At 68.8% G+C, this 22,511-nt stretch carries 18 protein-coding genes, 1 tRNA gene and 1 pseudogene; 7 read left to right on the forward strand and 13 right to left on the reverse strand.

The genetic code is table 11. From position 1 onward, the window contains the following. Positions 1 to 333: 333 nt before the first annotated feature. From AC5RUW_RS07895 to AC5RUW_RS07950, 12 genes and pseudogenes are all read right to left on the reverse strand, one after another. Complete coding sequence (locus AC5RUW_RS07895) at positions 334 to 1,407, reverse strand: BsuBI/PstI family type II restriction endonuclease (protein ID WP_494160161.1); 1,074 nt, start codon at positions 1,405 to 1,407, stop codon at positions 334 to 336. Then, on the reverse strand, positions 1,408 to 1,794 hold the full coding sequence (locus tag AC5RUW_RS07900) for a hypothetical protein (RefSeq protein ID WP_494160221.1): 387 nt from the start codon (positions 1,792 to 1,794) through the stop codon (positions 1,408 to 1,410). Positions 1,795 to 2,148: 354 nt separating this feature from the next. Next, positions 2,149 to 3,207 (reverse strand): annotated as a pseudogene (locus AC5RUW_RS07905) (Eco57I restriction-modification methylase domain-containing protein); the annotation flags it as partial. A gap of 209 nt (positions 3,208 to 3,416) precedes the next feature. Then, positions 3,417 to 3,490, reverse strand: a tRNA-Pro gene (locus AC5RUW_RS07910). Positions 3,491 to 3,705: 215 nt separating this feature from the next. Next, entirely contained in the window at positions 3,706 to 5,244 is a 1,539-nt protein-coding gene (der, locus tag AC5RUW_RS07915) for a ribosome biogenesis GTPase Der (protein WP_494160162.1), read from the reverse strand. A 108-nt stretch (positions 5,245 to 5,352) separates the two neighbouring features. After that, the gene (cmk, locus tag AC5RUW_RS07920) at positions 5,353 to 6,054 is read right to left on the reverse strand and encodes a (d)CMP kinase (protein ID WP_494160163.1); all 702 of its coding nucleotides are present in this window, start codon (positions 6,052 to 6,054) and stop codon (positions 5,353 to 5,355) included. Then, positions 6,054 to 7,160, reverse strand: a complete 1,107-nt coding sequence (locus AC5RUW_RS07925; protein ID WP_494160164.1) for a prephenate dehydrogenase — start codon at positions 7,158 to 7,160, stop codon at positions 6,054 to 6,056. Before AC5RUW_RS07925 ends, cmk begins: the two co-directional genes overlap by 1 nt. Positions 7,161 to 7,164: 4 nt before the next feature. Further along, a complete protein-coding gene (locus tag AC5RUW_RS07930) occupies positions 7,165 to 8,484 on the reverse strand; it encodes a pseudouridine synthase (RefSeq protein ID WP_494160165.1) in 1,320 nt (439 codons plus the stop codon). Between the two features lie 26 nt (positions 8,485 to 8,510). Continuing rightward, positions 8,511 to 9,110: an SMC-Scp complex subunit ScpB gene (gene scpB / locus AC5RUW_RS07935; protein ID WP_494160166.1), complete on the reverse strand. Its 600-nt coding sequence runs from the start codon at positions 9,108 to 9,110 to the stop codon at positions 8,511 to 8,513. After that, complete coding sequence (locus AC5RUW_RS07940) at positions 9,094 to 10,062, reverse strand: segregation and condensation protein A (protein ID WP_494160167.1); 969 nt, start codon at positions 10,060 to 10,062, stop codon at positions 9,094 to 9,096. Before AC5RUW_RS07940 ends, scpB begins: the two co-directional genes overlap by 17 nt. Next, complete coding sequence (locus AC5RUW_RS07945; protein ID WP_494160168.1) at positions 10,040 to 10,933, reverse strand: ParA family protein; 894 nt, start codon at positions 10,931 to 10,933, stop codon at positions 10,040 to 10,042. The genes AC5RUW_RS07940 and AC5RUW_RS07945 overlap by 23 nt, the downstream gene beginning before the upstream one ends. Before the next feature lie 519 nt (positions 10,934 to 11,452). Further along, positions 11,453 to 12,877, reverse strand: a complete 1,425-nt coding sequence (locus tag AC5RUW_RS07950) for a cation:dicarboxylate symporter family transporter (protein ID WP_494160169.1) — start codon at positions 12,875 to 12,877, stop codon at positions 11,453 to 11,455. A 132-nt stretch (positions 12,878 to 13,009) separates the two neighbouring features. Between AC5RUW_RS07950 and AC5RUW_RS07955 the strand changes: the two genes are divergently transcribed. The 4 genes from AC5RUW_RS07955 (at position 13,010) to AC5RUW_RS07970 (ending at position 17,150) form a co-directional block, all read left to right on the forward strand. Then, entirely contained in the window at positions 13,010 to 14,611 is a 1,602-nt protein-coding gene (locus AC5RUW_RS07955) for an ATP-binding protein (RefSeq protein WP_494160170.1), read from the forward strand. Between the two features lie 128 nt (positions 14,612 to 14,739). Continuing rightward, complete coding sequence (locus AC5RUW_RS07960) at positions 14,740 to 15,447, forward strand: response regulator (protein ID WP_494160219.1); 708 nt, start codon at positions 14,740 to 14,742, stop codon at positions 15,445 to 15,447. Between the two features lie 68 nt (positions 15,448 to 15,515). Further along, the gene (locus AC5RUW_RS07965; protein WP_494160171.1) at positions 15,516 to 16,694 is read left to right on the forward strand and encodes a nucleoside/nucleotide kinase family protein; all 1,179 of its coding nucleotides are present in this window, start codon (positions 15,516 to 15,518) and stop codon (positions 16,692 to 16,694) included. Positions 16,695 to 16,796: 102 nt separating this feature from the next. Then, positions 16,797 to 17,150, forward strand: coding sequence for an iron chaperone (locus AC5RUW_RS07970; RefSeq protein ID WP_494160172.1), 354 nt, complete (start codon positions 16,797 to 16,799; stop codon positions 17,148 to 17,150). 111 nt (positions 17,151 to 17,261) lie between these two features. Here the strand turns inward: AC5RUW_RS07970 and AC5RUW_RS07975 are convergent, their stop codons facing one another. Next, positions 17,262 to 19,187, reverse strand: a complete 1,926-nt coding sequence (locus AC5RUW_RS07975) for an acetate--CoA ligase (RefSeq protein WP_494160173.1) — start codon at positions 19,185 to 19,187, stop codon at positions 17,262 to 17,264. 218 nt (positions 19,188 to 19,405) lie between these two features. On the opposite strand from AC5RUW_RS07975, the gene AC5RUW_RS07980 reads away from it, so the two are divergent. The 3 genes from AC5RUW_RS07980 to prpB are packed head-to-tail and all read left to right on the forward strand — an operon-like array spanning position 19,406 to position 22,491. Next, positions 19,406 to 20,071, forward strand: a complete 666-nt coding sequence (locus tag AC5RUW_RS07980) for a GntR family transcriptional regulator (RefSeq protein ID WP_494160174.1) — start codon at positions 19,406 to 19,408, stop codon at positions 20,069 to 20,071. Beyond that, positions 20,068 to 21,585 (forward strand): MmgE/PrpD family protein, encoded by a 1,518-nt coding sequence (locus tag AC5RUW_RS07985; RefSeq protein ID WP_494160175.1) that lies wholly within the window; start codon positions 20,068 to 20,070, stop codon positions 21,583 to 21,585. Before AC5RUW_RS07980 ends, AC5RUW_RS07985 begins: the two co-directional genes overlap by 4 nt. Further along, a complete protein-coding gene (prpB, locus tag AC5RUW_RS07990) occupies positions 21,586 to 22,491 on the forward strand; it encodes a methylisocitrate lyase (RefSeq protein ID WP_494160176.1) in 906 nt (301 codons plus the stop codon). Positions 22,492 to 22,511: the final 20 nt, after the last annotated feature.

The raw sequence follows: 22,511 nt of genomic DNA on the forward strand, positions 1-22,511 counted from the left end.
GAGAAGGCCACAGTCAATCGGAACCTAGTAGCACGCCGCGTTCCCCTGACGAGACCGGTGTGGTTTCGTTCGGAGCGCCGAAATGTCAACCGGGGCCACGTGTGTCGTAATAGGCCTTTTGAACACGCCTACTAAGCGTTCTACTGCTGACGTTGGGTCAGCCACGGCTGCACACGTAAGAACAGGAGCTCATTAACATAGGTAAGGGAGTTGCCACACTCTTGAATGATCGGCAACCAACATACGCGCTCGTGACCAAATCGAGGCTGGAAGCTCAGCGAGGGGTAGCCCGTTTGTTGATGATTAGACACGGGAGGCCGATGCACGCCCCTATTAGCTCCTTATCGAATACCACGCAAGCTCATAGCCAGGCTCGTCTGCAAAGTAGGCAAAGCTGCCTTCAGCGAGGTCCTTCAACCGTTTTCTAGCGGCAGGATCGTTTCGAGCGCTGAACGCCGTGAGGAACCGACACCGGTCGGGATCGATGGCCTGTTGTTCGGCCCAAATGAGGAAATCGCGTTTCCGAGCTTCATTAATCTCGCCATCCGTATTGACGGCCTCAACGAACCAGAAATCTACGGTTTCCCCACCCACATCGGCGATCAGCGCGTCGGGGAGCAGGTTAGAGACATTGATAACAACGCCTAGGTAGGACAGCAGTGTCGCGTCGGCCGTGACCAGCTTGTCACCAGGCTCACTTAGCGAGATGACGTATGGGTTGTCCAAGCGGGCCGGCGCCCAATCCTCGATGACGCCTTTAAGGATCCGAGATGCCCCCCCGGCTTCCAGCTTCCGCGTTCCTGCGCTATTTGGAAGAGTAACGGTTACCGCGTGGTTAGCCTGCTCTTCCTCTATAGCAAAGCGGGCACGAAGCTTCGCTGCCGGGGATAGGTTGGCCTCGCGCCACTGGGCAGCCGCAGCTTGAACTGCCGGTTCGCTGAGGGCCGGATCAAACAGGTCAGCGAATTGCGGCGTAAGAGTCCAGCGTCCAGCGCTTGAGGTCTTGGGGAGATCGAGCCGCTCACGCATAGCACCGTGTTCGCGCCACTTTCGGAACGTCTCATCTCGGAGTGTCTCACGCGAGTTGTCGGCGTACGCTGAGGCATCGGGAACACCCCAACTTTCCATAAGAGCTTGTAGGGCCTTAGCTCCTCTTTTCGCTGCCTCACGCCACGCGAGTCGATCGTCCTGCCCCTGCTGCTTGCGCATGATCTCCGTCTGCCAGGTCACCATCGATGGCCTGGCCCAGAACAAGTCATTGCCATCGTCTGCAACCGCATTGACATAAATGAGGGCAGCGATCGCAGCTCCTGCCAGCGGGCTCGACATGACAGTATCGAAAGCAGTCCGCGGGAAGACGATGAGCAAACGTTTAGTGGCCTCTTCTGCCGTAATAATCGGCCTCACTTAATCCCCCAACCCGTATTGAAGACCATATGTGGCTCCCACTGCTTCTTCGAGGTCTTCCATAGGCAGCGTCTCCCATACGAGCAGAACCTTAGCGTCGGGGAGCGTGATCGACTCAAGTTCGTAGGCTGACAGAGCCACCGAACCGGATATGCAACGGATGAACTTGTCCAGGACTGTGGTCTGCAGAATCCTCGTTAATAGCCCGCGGCTGAGCAGCTGTTTCTCACCGAAGGGTCGAATTATATTGACGTGGTTCTCGACAACAACTGCACTTCCCTCCGAAGAGAGATACTCCTCGGTCAGTTCAGCTACTACGAGACGGCGCTGCTGCTCTGGCGCGGTAGTACGTTGCACGAGTACAGCTGGCTGGTCGAGGACCATCACTTTCCGATCCCGTTCATCACGAACTCTCAAGTACCTCGTCGCCGCCCGCCTTGGATCCGTGTGGAGAACCCCTCCGTCGATGTCCGCGGCCCAAACGATGCGATATCTATCGCTCGCGGGACTCGCTGAAAGGTCATTCTTGCGGCGATTCCAAACTAGGGGGCCAGTCCTAACTCGCCATCCAGCGCTTGCCAAAGTATTCGGCAACTTGGCAGCAGCTGCTGCGATAGGAGCAAGATCAGACCGGCGGGGCAGAATCCATGGGTCTCCACCTGTCGGTGAGCCCACGGACGCTACCAACTCAACCGCTGAGCCGATTTTGCTCACAGTTGTTCGACGAATGCGTCGATGGGTAAATGTCGCCAGGCAAGTCTCCTGCAGGACAGACGTAAACACTCCGGATCTATCTGTTACAAATGCAATTTCTTCAAGTCGCAGCTGCCCTGTCAGATGCTCTCGGAGCGGTTTGAAATATCTCCCGGCCGTGAAGGATGTCGGAACCAAGGCGGAAAGGACTCCGTTCTCATCCAGAGATTCCGCTCCCACAGACATAAACATGGTATATAAATTGGCGTGTCCGTACAGAGTCTTTGCGAATCGCAAACGATCCTCTTCGTTCAAACGCACCCGACCGTACGGCGGATTCATGAGAACCACCCTAGCTGGGGCTCGATCAGATTCGAGTCCGTCACCTACACGGGCGAGCGCTGGCAAGGGACGGCGGTGGGCCTCGGGTATTCGAGCCAATAATGGGAGCATCTCCGCTGCAAGAACGACATTGGCCACCCAGACTGCTGCTGGATCAGAATCAATTCCCTCTATGAGAGAGGGTAGTCGGCTCAGCACAAGACGAGGATCGACGTCGACGCTGGCCGAGAGATGCTCACGCAGCGGCGGAAGGAGAAGTGCACCGGCACCGCACGCCGGGTCACGAACGAGTCCTGGGAGCGGCTTATGCGACTGCTTCATGCCCAAGGATGCTCTAGTCATGCTCCATAGCTGGTCTGCCAGCTCAGGGGGCGTGTAGTGACGTCCATGTCGAGCACGAGTCTCTGCTGCCAGCGCTTCGACGTAAGCGGCCCCCACCTGTTCGGACGTCAGAAGGCTCGGTTCCTGTTTGGCCACAACTGCCGCCTCGCCTAGCGCGTACGGCGGTGCTGCGTCAAGCGAGTACTGGACATCCGCCCATTCGCCGGTTAGTCCAGCCCTGGCTGCACGGGCGGACCACCAACCTGGAAGGGCTGCCAAAACCGCCACGGCAGCGGGTGTCAGTTCAGCCGTAGGGTTGTCCGAACCCACCAGCCCGCGCGAGCCTCGCGGGCCTAGTGGACGGGCTAGGAAGTGGGGAAGATCGGCCAATGTACTCACGTCGACAATACTATCCGGGGCGTCTGACAACGCTGACAGGCTCACCGCCCCTCCGAATCCATCCGTGATTCGCAAAAGCCGTTACAGCCTCAGATCGCGCTCGACAAATGGCACGCTTCCGAAGTCATCACATTCCCTCTGCGCTAAGACTGCGGAATAGAAGCAGATCGTAGAGGATGACCGACCCATAAACGGCGCAGCCCCGTCAGAACACGGAAAAGCCCCGGCGGAATAAACCGCCGGGGCTTTAGCTGTCGGGTTGACAGGATTTGAACCTGCGACCCCTTGACCCCCAGTCAAGTGCGCTACCAAGCTGCGCCACAACCCGCGATCCATCCGGAACTTCTTCCGGCCGAACCACCTCAAATACCTTACACCACACCAAGCCGTTTCGTCGCATCCGCAGCCGTGACCTGGACAACATCTCCATCGATCCTCCCCCGCCAGTCCGCGGATCGCACCCGAAACGGCAGAAGCCCCGGCCCCCGTCCCGCGAAGGAACGGTAGCCGGGGCTCCCGCAAGGCTCAGAAACGCGCCAGCGCCTACTTCTTCCGGCTGCGCTTCTCGCGCACCCGCATGGACACCTCGATGGGCGTGCCCTCGAAGTCGAAGGTCTCACGCAGCCGGCGGGTGATGAAGCGGCGGTACCCCGGGTCCAGGAACCCGGTGGTGAACAGCACGAACTTCGGCGGCCGGCTGGAGGCCTGCGTGGCGAACAGGATGCGCGGCTGCTTGCCGCCGCGCACCGGGTGCGGATGCGCGGCCACCAGCTCGCCCAGGAAGGCGTTGAGCTTGCCGGTGGGGATGCGCCGGTCCCAGTTCTCCAGCGAGGTCTCCAGCGCCGGCACCAGGCGGTCCTTGTGCCAGCCGGTGCGGGCGGAGATGTTCACGCGCGGCGCCCAGGCCACGTGCGCCAGGTCCCGCTCGATCTCCAGCTCCAGGTAGCGGCGACGCTCGTCGTCGAGCAGGTCCCACTTGTTGAACGCGAGCACCAGCGCCCGGCCGGAATCGACGGCCAGCTGCAGGATGCGCACATCCTGCTCGCTGAGCACCTCGTCCACGGCCAGCAGCACTACGGCGACCTCCGCCTTCTCCAGCGCGGCCTGCGTACGCAGCGACGCGTAGAAGTCCGCGCCCTGCGCCATGTGCTGGCGGCGGCGGATACCGGCGGTGTCCACGAAACGCCAGGTCTTGCCGCCCAGCTCAATCAGCTCATCCACCGGGTCGCGGGTGGTCCCGGCCAGGTCGTCCACAACCACCCGGTCGGTGCCGGCCAGCTTGTTCAGCAGCGAGGACTTGCCCACGTTGGGCCGGCCGATCAGCGCGACACGGCGCGGCCCGCCGCCGGCGTCCAGCGCGGCATAGGCGGAGTGCTCGGGCAGCACCTCCATGACGGCGTCGAGCATGTCACCGGTGCCGCGCCCGTGCAGCGCGGAAACAGGGTGCGGCTCACCCAGGCCCAGGTTCCACAGCACCGAGGCGTCGGCCTCGTTCTGGATGTCGTCCACCTTGTTGGCGACGACGATCACCGGCTTCTTCTTGCGGCGCAGCATCTTCACCACGGCCTCGTCGGTGGCGGTGATGCCCACGGTGGCGTCCACCACCAGCATCACGGCGTCGGCGACGTCGACGGCGATCTCCGCCTGGTCCGCCACCCGGGAGTGGATGCCGCGGGCGTCGTGCTCCCAGCCGCCGGTGTCCACCAGGGTGAACCGGCGCCCGTTCCACTCCGCCTTGTACGCCACCCGGTCACGGGTCACGCCGGGGGTGTCCTCGACGACGGCCTCGCGGCGGCCCAGGATGCGGTTGACCAAGGAGGACTTGCCCACGTTGGGCCGGCCCACGATGGCGACCACCGGGTCCGGGGCGGGGGCGACGTACTCGCCGTCCTCCTCGAGTTCACCGGCGAGCAGCGCGGCGTCCTCGTCGTCCAGGTCGTAGTCGGCCAGGCCGGCGCGCAGCGATTCGGCGCGCAGGTTGGCCTCGTCCTCGTCCATGGCGGCCAGGCGCTCGGCGACCTGATCCTCACCGGCCGGGACGTACTCCTCGGCGGAGTCGTCGTGGAGGGGGTTGGCATTCATGAGAATTGCTTTCTTTCCGTTGAGGTCTGCCCAGCAGGCCGATCGACGGGCTGCACCGTTCCATTCAAACACGGGCAAATGGTGCCCGGCGGGCCGCCGGGCGAAGCATCAGTGGGTGGCGGTGAAGACCGTGTCCAGCACGGCCTGCACGGTCTGCTCGAAGTCCAGGTCCGAGGAGTCGATGGTGACCACCCCGTCGGCGGCCTGCTGGAAGTTCACCACGGTGGAGTCCTTCGCGTCCCGGGCCAGCACCTGCTCCTTCAGCTGGACGGCGGTCTGGGTGCCGCCGAGCTGGATGCCGCGGCGGCGCATGCGCGCCTCCTCGGAGGCGGTGAGCAGGATCCGCACCTCGGCGTGCGGCGCGACGACGGTGGTGATGTCCCGGCCCTCGGCCACGATCCGCAGCCCGGACTCGGCGATCATCTGCTGCTGCCGGCGGACCAGCTCGGCGCGGGCGCCCAGCGTGGTGGCGACGGCGGAGACGGCGGCGGAGACCTTCGGCTCGCGGATCTCGTCGGTCACGTCCTCTCCCCCGACCCGCACCCACTCGGCGTCGGGCGAGGTGGACAGCTCGATCACGGCGGCCTTGGCGGCCGCCTCGACGGCGATCGCGTCGGTCAGGTCGATGCCGGCGCGCATGCAGGACAGCGTCACCGCCCGGTACATGGCCCCGGTGTCCAGGTACGCGGCGCGCAGCCGGCGGGCGGCCTCACGGCTGATGCTGGACTTGCCGGAGCCGGACGGTCCGTCGATGGCCACCACCAGGGGCTTGCCCTGGCGGAATGTGGCGGGGTCACGTTCGGGGTTCACTACTGCACTACCTTCCAGCCGCGGTTCATCAGTTCCTGCACCAGCCCGTTGAGCCGGCTGGGCAGCACCGACAGCTCGGCGCGGCCCACCTGCAGCCCGGCGGAGTGCTCCAGGCGCAGGTCTTCAAGGTTTACGCCGATCTCGCCGACCTCCGTCAGCAGCTTGGCGATCTGCCCCGGGGTGTCATCGACCAGCACGGTGCAGGTGGCGAAGGACTGCGGCGGGGCGCCGTGCTTGCCCGGAATCCGGGCCTGCCCGGCGTTGCCCTCGGAGATCAGCTGCGCCAGGTCCAGCCGCGCGCCGTCGGCCGCCGGGTTCTCCAGCGTGTTGATCAGCCGGTTCAGGTCCTCGCGCACCCCGTAGAGGTGCTCGACCAGCCGGGAGGCGTTGCCGCTGAGGATCTGCACCCAGAGTCCGGGATCGCTGGCGGCGATCCGGGTGGTGTCCCGCAGCCCGTTGCCGGCCAGCGCCAGCGCCGTGCCGGGGGTGTCCTGCAGCCGGGAGGCCAGCAGCGAGGCCATCACCTGCGGCAGGTGCGAAATCAGGGCCACGGAGCGGTCGTGCTCCTCGGCGGACAGGCGCACGACGACGGCGCCCAGGTCCACGGCGAGGGCCTCGGCGCAGCGCACCGCACCGGGCAGGGCCTCGGGCCCGGCGCAGATCACCCACGGCGCGCCGGCGAACAGCTGGGCGCGGGCGGCCACCGGCCCGGACTTCTCCCGGCCCGCCATCGGATGCGTGCCCACGAAGCGGGTCAGGTCCGCGCCCAGGGCGCGCAGCTCCTCGGCCACCGCGGACTTCACGCTGGCGATGTCGACGACGACGGCGTCCGGGAAGTCCGCCAGCGCCTGCGCGGCGAGCCGGGCGGTGACGTCCGGCGGGGCGGCTACCACGACCAGCTGCGGAGCGGCGTCGGGCGCCTCCTCGAGCAGCCGGCCGGCGCCGATGTCGCGGGCCACGGCGGCCGCCGACGGCGAGACGTCGGTCAGCAGCACGTCCACGCCGCGGCTGCGCAGCCCCAGCCCGATGCTGGTGCCGAGCAGCCCGGTGCCCACCACCAGCACGGGCCCGGACAGGTGGGTGCCCGGTTCGTCCTGCACCGACATGCGGTTAGAGCCCGACGGCGGCCAGCAGGTGGCCGATCTCGGTGCTGCTCAGCGCGCGGACGGTGCCCTGCTTCTGGTCACCGACGCGGATGGGGCCCATCTGGGTGCGCACCAGGCGCTCCACCGGGTGTCCGACGGCCGAGAACAGGCGGCGGACAATGCGGTTCTTGCCGGAGTGCAGCACGACCTCGACCAGCACGTGGCCGGGGGTGGAGTCCACCAGCTTGAACGAGTCCACGCTCTGGAAGCCGTCCTCCAGCTCGATGCCGCCGCGCAGCTGGGCGCCGATGCCGTGCGGCAGCGGGGCGCGGACCTGCACGAGGTACGTCTTGGGCACCTCGTAGGAGGGGTGGGTGAGGCGGTTGGCCAGCTCACCGTCGTTGGTCAGCAGCAGCAGGCCCTCGGTGTTGGTGTCCAGCCGGCCGACGTGGAAGAGCCGCTCATTGCGCTGGCTGTTCTTCACGTAGTCGCTGATGCAGGGCCGGCCCTCGGGGTCGTCCATGGTGGAGACCACGCCGCGGGGCTTGTTGAACACGTAGTAGCGCATGTTCTCGTTCAGCTGCACGCGCAGGCCGTCCACGTGGATGACGGCGGTCTTCGGATCGACGCGGACGCCGAGCTCGGTGACGACCTGGCCGTTGACCTCCACGCGGCCCTCTTCGATCATGTCCTCGCAGACCCGCCGGGAGGCGACACCGGCGGAGGCCATGACCTTCTGCAGCCGCACGCCGTCGTCGGTGTGCTGGTCGGAGATCACCTGCGGGCGGGGACGGCGCTTGTGCGGGGCCTTCACCGGGCCCAGATTGGCGCCGAAGCGGTCCTTGCCGAACGGGCGGTCGCCCTGCTTGACCGGGCGGCCGGGCTTGCCGGCGCGGCTCTGGCCGGCACGGGCACCGGCACCGGACTTGCCGGCGGGACGGCCGGAACCTGCGGGGCGGCCGGAACGGGCGCCGTCGAAGCCGCCCTCGTAGCCGCCCTCGCGGCGGTCGCGGCCACCCTCGTAGCCGCCCTCGCGGCGGTCGCGGCCGTAACCCGACCCGGCGCTGTCCCGGGAGGGGCGGGCGGCACCGCGGCTGGAGCCGGCGTCGCGGCTGGAACCGTAGGAGCCGCCGTCGCGGGCGGGACGGCCGGAGCCGTACGAGCCGCCGTCACGGCCGGAGCCGGAGCCGAAGGAGGAGCCGGAGCGTCCGGCACCGCGGCCGTAGGAGCTGCCGCTGCCGCCGCCGGGGCGTCCCGGACGGCCGGAGCCGGAACGGCCGGAGCCGCCGGAGCCTCCGCCGCGGGGGTTGCCGCGGCCTGAACCGGAGCGGGGTGCCTGTGCCATATGAGTGTGTCCTTAGGGTGTAGCTGTCAGTAAGCGGTCTCTTCGAAGTCGGCCAGGTTCTCCAGCCCCGGAAGGTGGGGCGAAATGCGCGGGAGCTCCTCCAGGGACCGCAGTCCCAGCCGTTCGAGGAAGTATGTGGTGGTGCCGTACAGCAGCGCCCCGGACTCCGGGTCGGTGCCTAGCTCCTCAACCAGACCGCGCTGGACGAGGGTCCGGACCACGGAATCAACGTTGACTCCGCGGATCGCAGAGACCCGTGCCCGGGACACCGGCTGACGGTAGGCGATGACCGCCAGGGTCTCCAGCGCCGCCTGGGTCAGCCGGGCCGTCTGCCCTTCCAACACGAAGCGCGAAACGGCATCGGAGTGCTCGGGGCGGGAAAAAATCCGCCAGCCTCCGGCTACGTTCCGCAGCTCGAATCCGCGGGGCGCAGCCTGCGATCCACCCCCAGTATAACCGTCATAGTCCGCCCGAAGGTCCTCGAGCAGCCGTCCGACCTGCTCTTCCGGCGCCTGGACCGCCGCGGCCAGCTCCTCGACGGTGACCGCTTCGTCCACCACCATGAGCACCGCCTCCAGGGCGGCGCGGATCTGCCGGTCGTCGCCGGGCTCAGCTGTCGGGTGCATGGGTGTCCTCCAGGACGGGCTCGTCTCCGTATTCCTCACTGAGCGACGCCGCGCTCCAGCCGTCACCGTCGGCCGCGGTCCAGCTGATCCGCAGCTCCCCCAGCGGCGCCTCCTGATCGAAGCGGACCGCGCCGTCGCGGAACATCTCCAGCAGGGCCAGGAACCGGGCCACGGTTTCCAGGCCGGTCGCGTCGGCCACCAGGTCGGTGAAGCTGAGGGTGCCGTCGGCGGCGAGCCGGGCGGCCAGGATGTCGGCCTGCTCGCGGACGCTGACCGGCGGGGCGTGCAGGTGGGCCAGGCCCACCTCGGTGGGGGCGGGTGCGCGCGGGGTCAGCGCCTTCTCGGCCAGGGCGGCCAGCTGTTCCGGGCTGGTCTTCCAGACCAGTTCCGGCAGCAGTGCGGCGAAGCGCGGCTCCAGGGTGACCAGGCGGGGAAAGCGCCGGCCCTCCTCGGCCAGCCGGTCCCCGATCAGCCCTGCGACCTCCTTGAACGCCTTGTACTGCAGCAGCCGGGCGAAGAGCAGGTCCCGGGCCTCAAGCAGCTCGATGTCCGCTTCGTCCTCCACCTGCCCGGCGGGCAGCAGCCGGGCGGCCTTGAGGTCCAGCAGCGTGGCGGCCACCACCAGGAACTCGGTGGTCTCGTCCAGGGCGGCGGCGGAGCCGGAGTCCCCCAGCCGGCGGATGTAGGCGATGAACTCGTCGGTCACCGCGGCCAGGGCCACCTCGGTGATGTCCAGCTCGTGCTTGGAGATCAGGTTCAGCAGCACCTCGAACGGGCCGCTGAAGTTCTCCAGGGTGAGGCTGAAACCGGTCCCGGCGGCGCCGTCGGGCTGCTCCGCTCCCCCGGCGGCCGCTGTCTCCTGCGCGCCGGCGTCGGGCGCTGCGGCATCAACAGCCGCAGCGTCCTCCGTCGGCGCCGGCGCGGGCCGGCTAGGGAGCGCCGCCGCGGGCAATCAGTTCCTTCGCGAGCCGGCGGTAGGCATCGGCACCGGCGTGGTTGCCGGCGTAGGAGGTGATCGGCTCGGCCGCCACCGTCGCGTCGGCGAACTTGATGGTGCGCTTGATGACCGTTTCGAAGACCTTGTCGCCGAACGCCTCGACCAGCCGGGAGATGACCTCGCGGCTGTGCAGGGTGCGGGCGTCGTACATGGTGGCCAGCACGCCGTCGACCTGGAGGCCGGGGTTGAGCCGGTCCTGGACCTTCTCGATGGTCTCCACCAGCAGCGCGACGGCGCGGAGGGCGAAGAACTCGCAGATCAGCGGGATGATCACGCCGTGCGCGGCGGTCAGCGCGTTGACGGTGAGCAGGCCCAGCGAGGGCTGGCAGTCGATCAGGATGACGTCGTAGTCGTCGGTGACCTTGCGCAGCGCGCGCTCGAGGACCTGCTCGCGGGCCACCTCGTTGACCAGCTGCACCTCGGCGGCGGAGAGGTCGATGTTGGCCGGCAGCACGTCGACGTTCTCGACGTCGGTGCTGCGGATCGCGTCGCGGATGTCCACCTTGCGGTCCATCAGCACGTTGTAGACGGTCACGTCCAGCTCGTGCGGGTTGGTGCCCAGGCCCGCTGAGAGCGCGCCCTGCGGGTCGAAGTCCACCAGCAGCACGCGGCGTCCGGCCTCGGCCAGCGCGGCGCCCAGGTTGATGGTGGAGGTGGTCTTGCCTACCCCGCCCTTCTGGTTGACCATGGCGATGATCCGGGCCGGCCCGTGCGAGGTGAGAACGGGCGGCTCGGGGAACTCGGTCAGCGGCCGGCCGGTGGGGCCGAGTTCGGCGCCGGCGTCGGCCGTATCCTGCAGAGTCGATGAACCCTGGTCGCTGCTCACGTATAAATCCACGCTTCCGTCTGATAGCTGTCCTGCTCGGCTGTCCAACTCCAAGGTTACAACCGTGCAACTTAGTTGCCGTGTATCGAGTAGTCCGCCCCGGCGAGCCTTGACGCTCAAGTAGAACTCGAATGTTGGGCGGTGGGGGCCGGGGCGGGGCTGCAATCCGTTGTACAGCAGATGTCCCTTCAGAGGCGTCTTGGCAGCATCAGCTGTACAACAGATGGCGGCACCATCCCCTAAGCAGCATCAGCTGTACAACAGATGGCGGCGCCACCCCCTAAGCAGCATCAGCTGTACAACAGATGTCCCTTCAGAGGCGTCTTGGCAGCATCAGCTGTACAACAGATGGCGGCACCATCCCCTAAGCAGCATCAGCTGTACAACAGATGCACCGCCCACGTCGGTCGGCGGCGACAGCCGCACGCCGGGACGTGCCGGTTCGCAGCGGCGGGGCGGTTAAACGGCTGCGCGCCCCGTCCGAAGACGGAGCGCGCAGCCGGTGGAACCGGGTCCGGCCTAGCGGCGCGGAGCCGTGCCGGCGGGCTCGACGGCGGCGGCCGCGGCGTCGCCGTCGGGATCCTGTGTGGCGACCCGGGCGGCGTCGTCGGAACGGGCCGGCTCGGCGGCACCCTCGCTCATGGACGCTTCGTCGAAGGGACGCTCGCCGTTGAGCACGGCGTTGACCTGGTCCTTATCGATCTCCTTGGTCCAGGTGCCGATCAGCACCGTGGCCACGGCGTTGCCGGTGAAGTTGGTCAGCGCGCGGGCCTCGGACATGAACCGGTCGATGCCCACGATCAGGCCCACACCGTCGACCAGGTCGGGGCGGTGGGACTGCAGGCCGCCGGCCAGGGTGGCCAGGCCGGCGCCGGTGACGCCGGCGGCGCCCTTGGAGGCGATGATCATGAACACCAGCAGGGAGATCTGCTCGCCCAAGTCCAGCGGCACACCCATGGCCGAGGAGACGAACAGCGCGGCCATGGTCAGGTAGATCGCGGTGCCGTCCAGGTTGAAGGAGTAGCCGGTGGGCACGGTCACGCCGACCACGGGCTTGGAGACGCCCAGGTGCTCCATCTTGGCGATCAGGCGCGGCAGGGCCACCTCGGAGGAGGAGGTGGAGAAGATCAGCAGGTACTCGCGGCCCAGGTACTTCATCAGCTTGAAGATGTTGAACCCGGTGACCAGCTTCATCAGCCCGCCCAGGATCACCGCGATGAACAGGGCGCAGGTGATGTAGAAGGCGATCATCAGGGTGGCCATGGACACGATGGCCTGCACGCCGGTCTCGCCGACGACGGCGGCAATGGCGCCGAACGCGCCGATCGGAGCCAGCCACATGATCATCATCAGGATGCGGAACACCAGCACCTGGAGGTGCTTGATGCCCTGCAGCACCGGGGCGCCGGCGGAGCCCATCTTCTGCAGCGCGAAGCCGACCAGCAGCGCCACGAACAGGGTCTGCAGGATGGACTCGCCGGTCAGCGAGGCCAGCAGCGTGGTGGGGATGATGCTCAGCAGGAAGCCGACGGTGCCGCCGTCCTCCTCCGGGGCGGCCGGGGCGGCGCCGGACGCGGCCTGGATGTCCAGACCCTCGCCCGGGTGGATGAAGTTGCCCACGACCAGGCCGATGGCCAGGGCGAAGGTGGACATGATGATGAAGTAGCCCAGCGCGAGCCCGCCCACCTTGCCGACGGTGGCGGCTTTGGCGATCGACCCGATGCCTAGGACAATGGTGCAGAAGATGACCGGGGCGATCATCATCTTGATCAGCCCGATAAAGGCCGTGCCGAGCGGCTTCATTGCCTGCCCCGCCTCGGGGGCCGCCAGGCCAAGCACCGCGCCGAGGACGACGGCCGCGATCACGGCGATGTAGAGGAAATGGGTCTTGTCCGGCCGCCGGCTCTTCTTCGTGCCGGCGGGCTGGCTTGCGGCAGCTGCCATGGGTGTACTCCTTGTACGCGAGGTCAGCCTCCACCCTCCGCCCGCCGTGTGACTGGTGTCACTGTTGTGTTCATACTGTTCGCAGCCGCAGTCCGCGGCGTGGTCCCGAAGCCGATAGGAAGGAGCAGCGCGGTGCGTCGATGGAGCCTGGCCAGCCGGCTGTTCCTGGGCCAGCTGGCCTTCATCCTGCTGGTCTCCGCCGGAATGGGCTTGGAGCTGTACGCCGAGGCCGAGGACAACGCCTACAACGCCACCGCCGACCGGATGCTGGCCGTGGCCGGCACCGCGGCGGCCAGCAGCCTGGTCCGCGAGGCGGTGGAGCCGCCGGTCTCCGGCGCGGGGCTGCAGGAGTACGCAGAGGGCGTGATGGACCGCGTGGGCGTGGACTTCCTGACCATCATGGACACCGACCGGACCCGCTTCTCCCATCCCGAGCCGGAGCAGATCGGCCGCCCCTACATCGGCACCGTCGCGCCGGCGTTGGCCGGCGGCACCCTCACCGAGACCTACACCGGCACGCTGGGACCCTCGGTGCGCGCGATCGTGCCGGTGACCGCGGACGACGGCGCCGTCCTGGGCCTGGTGGCAGCCGGAACCACGGTGGACCGGGTGGACCTGGTGCGCGACGCGCAGCTGCCCGAACTGCTGCTGCACACCGGCATCGCCCTGGTCCTCGGCACGGCCGGCTCCCTGCTGCTCAGCCGCTACCTGAACCGGGCCACGCACGGGCTCGGTCCCCAGGAGCTGCTGCACATGTTCACCTTCTACGACTCCGCCCTGCACTCGGTCCAGGACGGACTGGTGCTGCTGGACCCGCGCGGCGACGTCGTGCTCTACAACGACCAGGCCGCGGCGCTGCTGGGCCTGCCCGAAGGCGGCCGGGGCCCGCACCGGCCGGAACAGCTGGACCTGCCCGAGCCGCTGCGGCAGCTGCTGCGCAGCGGCCGCGACGCCCGCGAGGAGATCCACCTGACCGGACGGCACGTGCTGGTGGTCAACCAGGCCGCCGCGCTGTCCGCCGGATCCAAGCCGCGGCGCTTCGGCACGGTCACCACGCTGCGCGACCACACCGACATCGAGTCCCTCACCGGCGAGGTGGCGAACCTGCGCACGCTCGCCGATGCGCTCAACGCCCAGACGCATGAGCACGCGAACCGGATCCACACGCTGGTGTCCCTGATCGAGCTGGACCGGCGCGAGGACGCGCTGCGCTTCGCCACCGCGGACCTGGAGCAGTCGCAGCAGCTCAACGACGCGGTCCTCGCCGCCGTCGCCGAGCCCGCCGTCACCGCCCTGCTCATGGGCAAGACCGCGCAGGCCCGTGAACGGGCCCTGGAGCTGACCATCCGGGCCGACGACGGCCGCGGCGGCCCGTGGGCGGGCGACGGCGTTGACCCGGTCGAGTTGGTGACGATCATCGGCAACCTGCTGGACAACGCGTTCGACGCCGCCGCCGCCCGGGTGGAGCTGCACCTGTCCTCCGACGGGCGAGGGCCGGTGATTGAGGCGCGCGACGACGGGCCGGGCGTCGCCCCGGACGTGCTCACCCGGATCTTCGACCGCGGGTTCAGCACCAAGGCCCCGCGCCCGGGCACCGGCGCCGGCCGCGGCGTCGGGCTGGCCCTGGTGCGGCAGTCCGTCACCCGGCTGGGCGGCAGCATCGAGATGCTGCCCGGGGCCGGCGCCCGCTTCCGGGTCCTGCTGCCCGCCGCCGTGCCGGAGGGAGCGCAGTGATCCCGCGTCTGCCCGCCGACAGTGCCGGCGCGGGGCCTTCAGTGCAGGATCCTTCGATGCCGGACGCTTCGGTGCCGGGCGCTTCGATACCGGACGCTTCGATACCGAATGCTTCGGCGTCGGGCGCCGTGTCCCTGATCCGCGTGCTGGTCGTTGAGGACGAGGAGATCCCGGCCGAGGCGCACGCCGAGTACGTGCGCCGGGTGCCCGGGTTCGCCGTCGCCGGCATCGCCCGCACCGGTGCCGAGGCGATCAAGGCCCTGCGCGCCGCGGAGAAGGAGCCCGCGGACGGGCCGGGCCGGATCGACCTGGTGCTGCTGGACATGAACCTGCCGGACCTGCACGGGCTGGACGTGCTGCGCCGGGCCCGGGGCGCCGGACTGCCGGTGGACGTCATTGCGATCACCGCGGTGCGGGACGTGGCGGTGGTGCGCAGCGCCCTGTCCGGCGGCATCACGCACTACCTGATCAAGCCGTTCACGTTCTCGGCCTTCAGCACCAAGCTCACGGCCTACGCCGAGTACCGGCGCCGGCTGACCGAGCAGGCGGCCACCACCACGCAGACCGCGGTGGACAAGATGTTCGCGGCGCTGCGGCCGGCCGACGTCGGCCCCCTGCCCAAGGGCCTGTCCGCGGACACGCTGAGCGCCGTCGCCGATCTGCTCAAGCGCTCCCCCGTGGCGGTGTCCGCCACCGAGGCGGCCGAGGAGCTGGCGATGTCGCGGATCACCGCCCGACGGTACCTGGAGTATCTGGCGGATCAGCGGTCGGCGGAGCGGTCGCCGCGCTACGGCACCCGAGGCCGGCCGGAGCTCGAATACCGTTGGAAGGGCTAACGTTCGCGCCGCGTTTGGCACCCAGGCGGCCACCCGTCTAAGCAGCTGCACGACCGAAAGGAGCTCGCGTGAGCGCCATCCGGATAGTTCCCTACTCTGCTGCCCAGCGCGCGGCGGTGCTGGAGCTATCCCTGCGCGCCTGGGAGCCCGTCTTCCCCCAACTGGAAACCACAGTCCCGCCCTTCGTCTATCAGGCGTTCTATCCTCAGGGGTGGCGCAGGCGGCAACACGACGATCTGGCATCGGTTCTCGATGACGAGCCCGGCAGCTGCGACGTCGCACTCATCGGGCAGCAGCCGGTCGGATGGGTCTGCACCCGTCTGCACCCCGAAGACAGCATGGGCGAGATCTACGTCCTGGCCGTTGATCCCGAGCGCCAGCGCCAGGGCATCGGCCGCGCGCTCATCGATCACGCGGCGAACCGGATCCGGTCGGCCGGGATGCGGATGATGATGGTGGAAACCGGCGGGGACCCCGGCCATGCGGCAGCCCGTCACATATACGAGCGTCAGGGCTTCGAACGGTGGCCGGTGGCCCGGTACTTCAAGGACCTTATGGCGCCGAACCAGGCGGTCAGCGGCCGGGACGGGTCCCTGACTGCTGTCCCGGCGTCGGAGGCCGTGTCACTGGCGGACCTGGCGGCCCGGGCGGAGGCCCTGGCGGCCGACGGCGTGCGGCGGATTCTGGGCATCACCGGCGCTCCGGGCGCGGGCAAGTCCACCGTGGCGGAGCAGCTGGTTCAGGCGCTGGGTCCGGAGCGCGCCGTGCTGGTGCCGATGGACGGCTTCCACCTGGCCAACGCGGTATTGGACGCCCTGGGACGCGGGGACCGAAAAGGCGCGGTCGACACGTTCGACGACGCCGGGTACGCTGCGCTGCTGGAGCGCATCCGGGCGCAGCAGCCCGACTCAGCGGAAACCATTTACGCACCGGAGTTCCGGCGGGATCTGGAGGAGCCCATCGGCTCCGCGCTGCCGGTGCCGCCCGAGGTGCCGCTGGTCATTACGGAGGGCAATTACCTTCTGCACGACGGCGGCGCGTGGCCGCGGGCGCGGGCCAGCCTGGACGAGGTGTGGTTCATTGCGGCGGAGGAGGAGCAGCGCCGCGCCCGGCTGATCGCCCGGCACGAGCGGTTCGGCAAGTCCCCCGAAGCGGCGCGGGCCTGGGCGCTGGGCACGGACGAGCGGAACGCCGAGCTGATCCGGGCCTCGGCCGGCCGGGCGGACCGGATCTTCCGGCTGGCCTAACCGGCTGTGCGAGCCGCCGAGCGATACACGGCCATCACCGAACTGGCAGCCACTCGCCGAATCCCTGTTGTGAAACGAGTCCTCATTGTTGAAGATCGGCGGATGACGATCTCGGACCATGACACGTACATCGCTGCGGCTCCGGAACAGTTCCGCCCACTGCTGGCCACGTTGCGTGCACAGCTCGCGCATTGCCTTCCGGACGCGGAGGAAGTTATTGAGTACAACATGCCGGGGTTCCGGATTGGACGATCGATTGTCGCCAGTTACGCCGCCTTCAGTAAGCAATGCGGCCTTTATCTCGCCCCAGGCGCCATCACCGCTCATGCCGAAGCCATCGCCGCCGCCGGGCTCAAGGCCACCAAGACAGGCATCACCTTTCCCGTGAACAACCCCATCCCTGACGACCTCGTCGAACAGCTCGCCCTCACCTCGCGGAAGGACCTGGGACTGTAACCGAGGGCAGCGTTGCCACAAACGTTGCGTCGCCAAACATCGCCCCCAGCACATCAGTGCTCTCACAACGGGTTCGCGGGGCCCGGCAACGCCGTCGCGCCCGCTCCTGCTTCAACGGGCTGTCCCGGACCCACCGACCCCTGATGCCCGCAGCGCGTCGGCGATGGCCTCCAGCACCGCCGGATCCTCGATGGTCGACGGCACCGTGTACTCGACGCCGTCGGCCAGCTGCCGCATGGTCCGGCGCAGGATCTTGCCGGAGCGGGTCTTGGGCAGCGCCTCCACCACGTGCACCTCGCGCAGGTCCGCCACCGGACCGACCCGGCGGCGCACCAGCTCCACCACCTCGGCGGGCACGGCGGCCGGATCGCCGTCAAACCCGGCCTTCAGCACCACCCAGGCGGTGGGCCGCTGGCCCTTGAGATCGTCCGCCAGCCCGATGACGGCGCACTCGGCGACGGCGGGATGCGCGCCGACCGCCTGTTCCAGCCCACCGGTGGAGAGCCGATGCCCGGCGACGTTGATGATGTCGTCGGTGCGGCCCATCACGAACACGTACCCGTCCTCGTCCATGTAGCCGGAGTCCCCGGTGGCGTAGAACCCCTCGAACGCGCTCAGGTACGAGGACCGGTACCGCTCGTCGCTGCCCCAGAGCGTGGTGAGCGTGCCGGGCGGCAGCGGCAGCTTCAGGGCAATGTTGCCCTCCGTGCCGGTGGGCACCTCGTCCCCCGCGCCGTCGAGCACGTGAACCTGGAACCCGGGCACGGGAACGCTGGGCGAGCCGGACTTCAGCGGCAGCGGGTCCAGGCCGCGGGGGTTGGCGCAGATCGGCCAGCCGGTTTCGGTCTGCCACCAGTGGTCCACCACCGGCACACCGAGGGCTTCCCCGGCCCATTCCCAGGTCTGCGGATCCAGCCGCTCCCCCGCGGCGAACAGGGTGCGCAGCTTCGACAGGTCGTATCCGGCGGCCAGCGCCGCCTCCGGGTCGGCCCGCCGAATGGCCCGCAGCGCCGTCGGAGCCGTGAACAGCACCTCGACGCCGTGCTGCGCGGCCACGCGCCAGAACGCGCCGGCGTCGGGGGTGCCTACCGGCTTGCCCTCGTACAGCACCGTGGTCGCTCCGGCCAGCAGCGGCCCGTAGACGATGTACGAGTGCCCGACCACCCAGCCGACGTCGGAGGCGGTCCACATCACCTGGCCGGCGGCGACGTCGTAAATGTTGGCCATCGACCAGGTCAGCGCGACGGCGTGTGAACCGTTGTCCCGCACCACGCCCTTGGGGGTGCCGGTGGTGCCGGAGGTGTAGAGGATATACAGCGGATCGGTGGCGGCCAACGGCACCGGGGCGGCCGGCTCGGCGGTTTCGGTCAGGCCAGCCCAGTCGTGCCAGGCGGCGGTGCCGGTGCCGGCGAACTCCGCCGGTTCGTGGGCGAACCCGTCGCGGTGCACGACGACGACGTCGCCCACCGGATGCGCGGCGGTCGCCAGCGCCTCGGCAACGGCGGGCAGGTACTCCACCGTGCGTTTGGGTTCGAACCCGCCGGACGCGGTGACGACGACGGCCGGCTGCGCGTCGTCGATCCGGGCGGCCAGCTCCCGGGCGGCGAACCCGCCGAAGACCACCGAATGTACGGCCCCGAGCCGGGCGCAGGCCAGCATGGCGATCACGGCCTCGGGAATCATCGGCAGGTACAGCACCACGCGGTCCCCCGCGCCGACACCGAGGCCGCGCAGCGCCCCGGCAAAGGTCTCCACCTCGGCGAGCAGCTCGGCATAGGTGTAGGTGCGGGTGGTGCCCAGCATCGCGGAGTCGTAGATCAGGGCGGCCTGGTCGCCGCGGCCAGCCTGCACGTGGCGGTCCAGGGCGTTGAAGCTGGTGTTCAGCCGCCCGTCCGGGAACCAGCGGTACAACGGGGCGTTGGCCGCATCCAGGGCCCGGGACGGCGGGGCGTCCCACTCCACGAGTTTGGCCGCCTCCAGCCAGAACCCCTCCGGGTCATTGATGCTTCGTTCATAAGCCTGCCGGTACGCCTGCATTGCATCCTCCGCGAATCGCCGTTGATTGGGCCCCAGCCTAGGGTGGTGGCAGGGCGTGGGACAAGGACCCCGTCGGTCGTCTGTATACATTTCTGCCGAAAAACCGGGGAACACTGGTTCAGGAGCGGCTTTGTGTATACACTGACCCGGAACGTATCCGCTGACACCGGCGTCCTCCCGCAGGGCCGCCCGGTGTCCCTGCCGCGAAGGGAGCGCCGGTGAGAGCCAGTGACCGCGCCTACGCCGCCCTGCGCGAGGACATCATCTCCGGCGCCCTGCCCCCGGGAACCGTCCTGGCCGAGGTGGAGCAGGCCGAGCGGCTCGGCGTCTCGCGCACCCCGCTCCGCGAAGCCCTGAGCCGGCTCACCGCGGACGGACTGACCGCGGCGCACGGCGGCCGCGGCGTCGTCGTCACCGCCATCTCCCCCGCCACCGTCGCGTCGCTGTTCGAACTCCGCGAAGCCCTTGAATGCCGGGCCGCGGAACTGGCAGCGGAGCGGCGCACCGGCAGCGAGTTCGCCGAGCTGCGGGCGGCCTTCGAGGACGCCGGCCGCCAGCTGCCCGAAGACCCGGACCCCGGACACGTGCGCTACTACGAGCTGGTCGCCCGGCTGGACGCGGCGATCGACGCCGCCGCCGGCAACGCCTACCTCGCGCAGGCGCTGGGCAACGTCCGCCTGCACCTGGCCCGGGTCCGCCGCCTGGCCCGGGACAACCCGGAGCGGCTGCGCCAGACCGCGGCCGAACACGCCGTCATCGCGGCGGCCATCGACGCCGGCAAACCCGCCGTCGCCGCGGCCGCCACCGCAGTCCACCTGCACAAGAGCCTGGAACATTTCACCGCAGCCGCCACGGCTGGCACCCAACAAGGAGAAACAGCATGATCAACCACAAAGTGCGGGTCTACCGCAGCGACGAGCAGCTGCCCCGCGAGGAACAGCTCGCCCACAAGATCGCCACGGTCGCCGCCGACCAGGTGGCCGTCGACGCCGAGGTCACCGACATGGTGATCAACCGGATCATCGACAACGCCTCGGTGGCCATCGCGTCCCTGAACCGGGCCCCGATCGTTTCGGCCCGCGCCCAGGCCCTCGCCTTCGCCCCGACGTCGGGCGGCAAGGGTGCCGCCGTGTTCGGCGTGGAGGATCGGACCTCCCCCGAGTGGGCCGCCTGGGCGAACGGCGTGGCCGTGCGCGAGCTGGATTACCACGACACGTTCCTGGCCGCGGATTACTCGCACCCGGGCGACAACATCCCGCCGATCCTGGCCGTCGCCCAGCACACCGGCGCCTCCGGCGCGGACCTGATCCGCGGCATCGCCACCGGCTACGAAATCCAGGTGAACCTGGTCAAGGCCATCTGCCTGCACAAGCACAAGATCGACCACGTCGCGCACCTGGGCCCCTCCGCGGCCGCCGGCCTGGGCACCCTGCTGGGCCTCGACGTCGAAACCATCTTCCAGGCCGTGGGCCAGGCGCTGCACACCACCACCGCCACCCGGCAGTCCCGCAAGGGTGAGATCTCCACCTGGAAGGCCCACGCTCCGGCGTTCGCCGGCAAGATGGCTGTGGAGGCCGTGGACCGTGCCATGCGCGGCCAGACCTCCCCCACCCCCATCTACGAGGGTGAGGACGGCGTCATTGCGTGGATGCTGGACGGGCCCGACGCCGCGTACGAAGTGCCGCTGCCCGAGGCCGGCGAAGCCAAGCGCGCCATCCTGGACACCTACACCAAGGAACACTCCGCCGAGTACCAGGCCCAGGCCTGGATCGACCTGGCCCGCAAGATCCACCGCGAGCACCCCGAGGCCACCGATCCGGCGAACGTGCGCAGCGTGAAGATCTCCACCTCGCACCACACCCACTACGTGATCGGCTCCGGCGCCAACGACCCGCAGAAGTACGATCCCACCGCGTCCCGGGAAACCCTGGACCACTCCATCCCGTACATCTTCACCGTCGCCCTGCAGGACGGCGCGTGGCACCACGTGGACTCCTACGCCCCCGAGCGGGCCGCCCGCCCGGACACCGTGGCGCTGTGGCACAAGGTCACCACGGTCGAGGACCCGGAGTGGACCCGCCGCTACCACTCGCTGGACATCAGCGAGAAGGCGTTCGGCGGCCACGTCGAGATCGAGCTGGCCGACGGCCGCGTGCTCCGCGACGAGATCGCCGTCGCCGACGCCCACCCGCTCGGCGCCCGGCCGTTCGCCCGCGCCGACTACATCAACAAGTTCCGCACCCTCGCCGCCGGCCTGGTGACCGAGGAGGAGATGGACCGTTTCATCGCCGCCGCCGAGCGGCTGCCCGAGCTGGGCGCCGGGGAACTGGACCAGCTCAACATCATGGCCGCACCCGGCGTCGTCGACCCGGCCGCCGCACCGAAGGGACTGTTCTAAATGCTGTACTCCTCCATCACTCCCGAGCAGAAGCGCCGCGCCTTCCGCGACGGGCTGGCCTCCGGCCGGCTGCAGCAGTTCCCGGGCGCGTTCAACCCGCTCTCGGCCCGCCTCATTGAGGAAAAGGGGTTCGACGGCGTCTACATCTCCGGAGCCGTGCTGGCCAATGACCTGGGCCTGCCGGACATCGGGCTGACCACCCTCACCGAGGTCGCCACCCGGGCCGGGCAGATCGCCCGGATGACGGACCTGCCGGCCATCGTCGACGCCGACACCGGCTTCGGCGAACCGATGAACGTGGCCCGCACCATCCAGGAGCTGGAGAACGCCGGGCTGTCCGGCTGCCACATCGAGGACCAGTTCAACCCCAAGCGCTGCGGCCACCTGGACGGCAAGAACGTGGTGGACCTGGACACGGCCACCAAGCGCATCCGCGCCGCCGCCGACGCCCGCCGGGACCCGAACTTCCTGATCATGGCGCGCACCGACATCCGCGCCGTCGACGGCCTGGAAGCCGCCCAGGACCGCGCCCGTGCCCTGGTGGACGCCGGCGCCGACGCGATCTTCCCCGAGGCCATGAAGGACCTCTCGGAGTTCGCGGCCATCCGCAACGCCGTGGACGTGCCGATCCTGGCCAACATGACCGAGTTCGGCAAGTCCGAGCTGTTCACCGCCAAGGAACTGGCCGACGTCGGCGTGAACATGGTGATCTACCCGGTCACCCTGCTGCGCTCGGCGATGGGCGCGGCGGAGCGTACGCTGGAGGCCATCCGCGCCGACGGCACCCAGGCAGCCGACGTCCCCAACATGCTGACGCGGGCGCGTCTGTATGATCTGGTGGATTACGAGGCGTACAACCGGTTCGACACCTCGGTGTTCAACTTCCAGGTTCCAGGCGCCCGGTAAGGGTAGGCCCGGTCCGTCCG

This window comes from Arthrobacter sp. Y3222053 (genome assembly GCF_059092805.1).

Bases quoted from the DNA above. Each gene is read 5' to 3' on its own strand.
- AC5RUW_RS07930 (WP_494160165.1), bottom strand. From the start codon at position 8,484: ATGGCACAGGCACCCCGCTCCGGTTCAGGCCGCGGCAACCCCCGCGGC.
- AC5RUW_RS07950 (WP_494160169.1), bottom strand. From the start codon at position 12,877: ATGGCAGCTGCCGCAAGCCAGCCCGCCGGCACGAAGAAGAGCCGGCGG.
- AC5RUW_RS07925 (WP_494160164.1), bottom strand. From the start codon at position 7,160: ATGTCGGTGCAGGACGAACCGGGCACCCACCTGTCCGGGCCCGTGCTG.
- scpB (WP_494160166.1), bottom strand. From the start codon at position 9,110: ATGCACCCGACAGCTGAGCCCGGCGACGACCGGCAGATCCGCGCCGCC.
- AC5RUW_RS07975 (WP_494160173.1), bottom strand. From the start codon at position 19,187: ATGCAGGCGTACCGGCAGGCTTATGAACGAAGCATCAATGACCCGGAG.
- AC5RUW_RS07970 (WP_494160172.1), top strand. From the start codon at position 16,797: ATGACGATCTCGGACCATGACACGTACATCGCTGCGGCTCCGGAACAG.
- prpB (WP_494160176.1), top strand. From the start codon at position 21,586: ATGCTGTACTCCTCCATCACTCCCGAGCAGAAGCGCCGCGCCTTCCGC.
- AC5RUW_RS07985 (WP_494160175.1), top strand. From the start codon at position 20,068: ATGATCAACCACAAAGTGCGGGTCTACCGCAGCGACGAGCAGCTGCCC.
- der (WP_494160162.1), bottom strand. From the start codon at position 5,244: ATGAATGCCAACCCCCTCCACGACGACTCCGCCGAGGAGTACGTCCCG.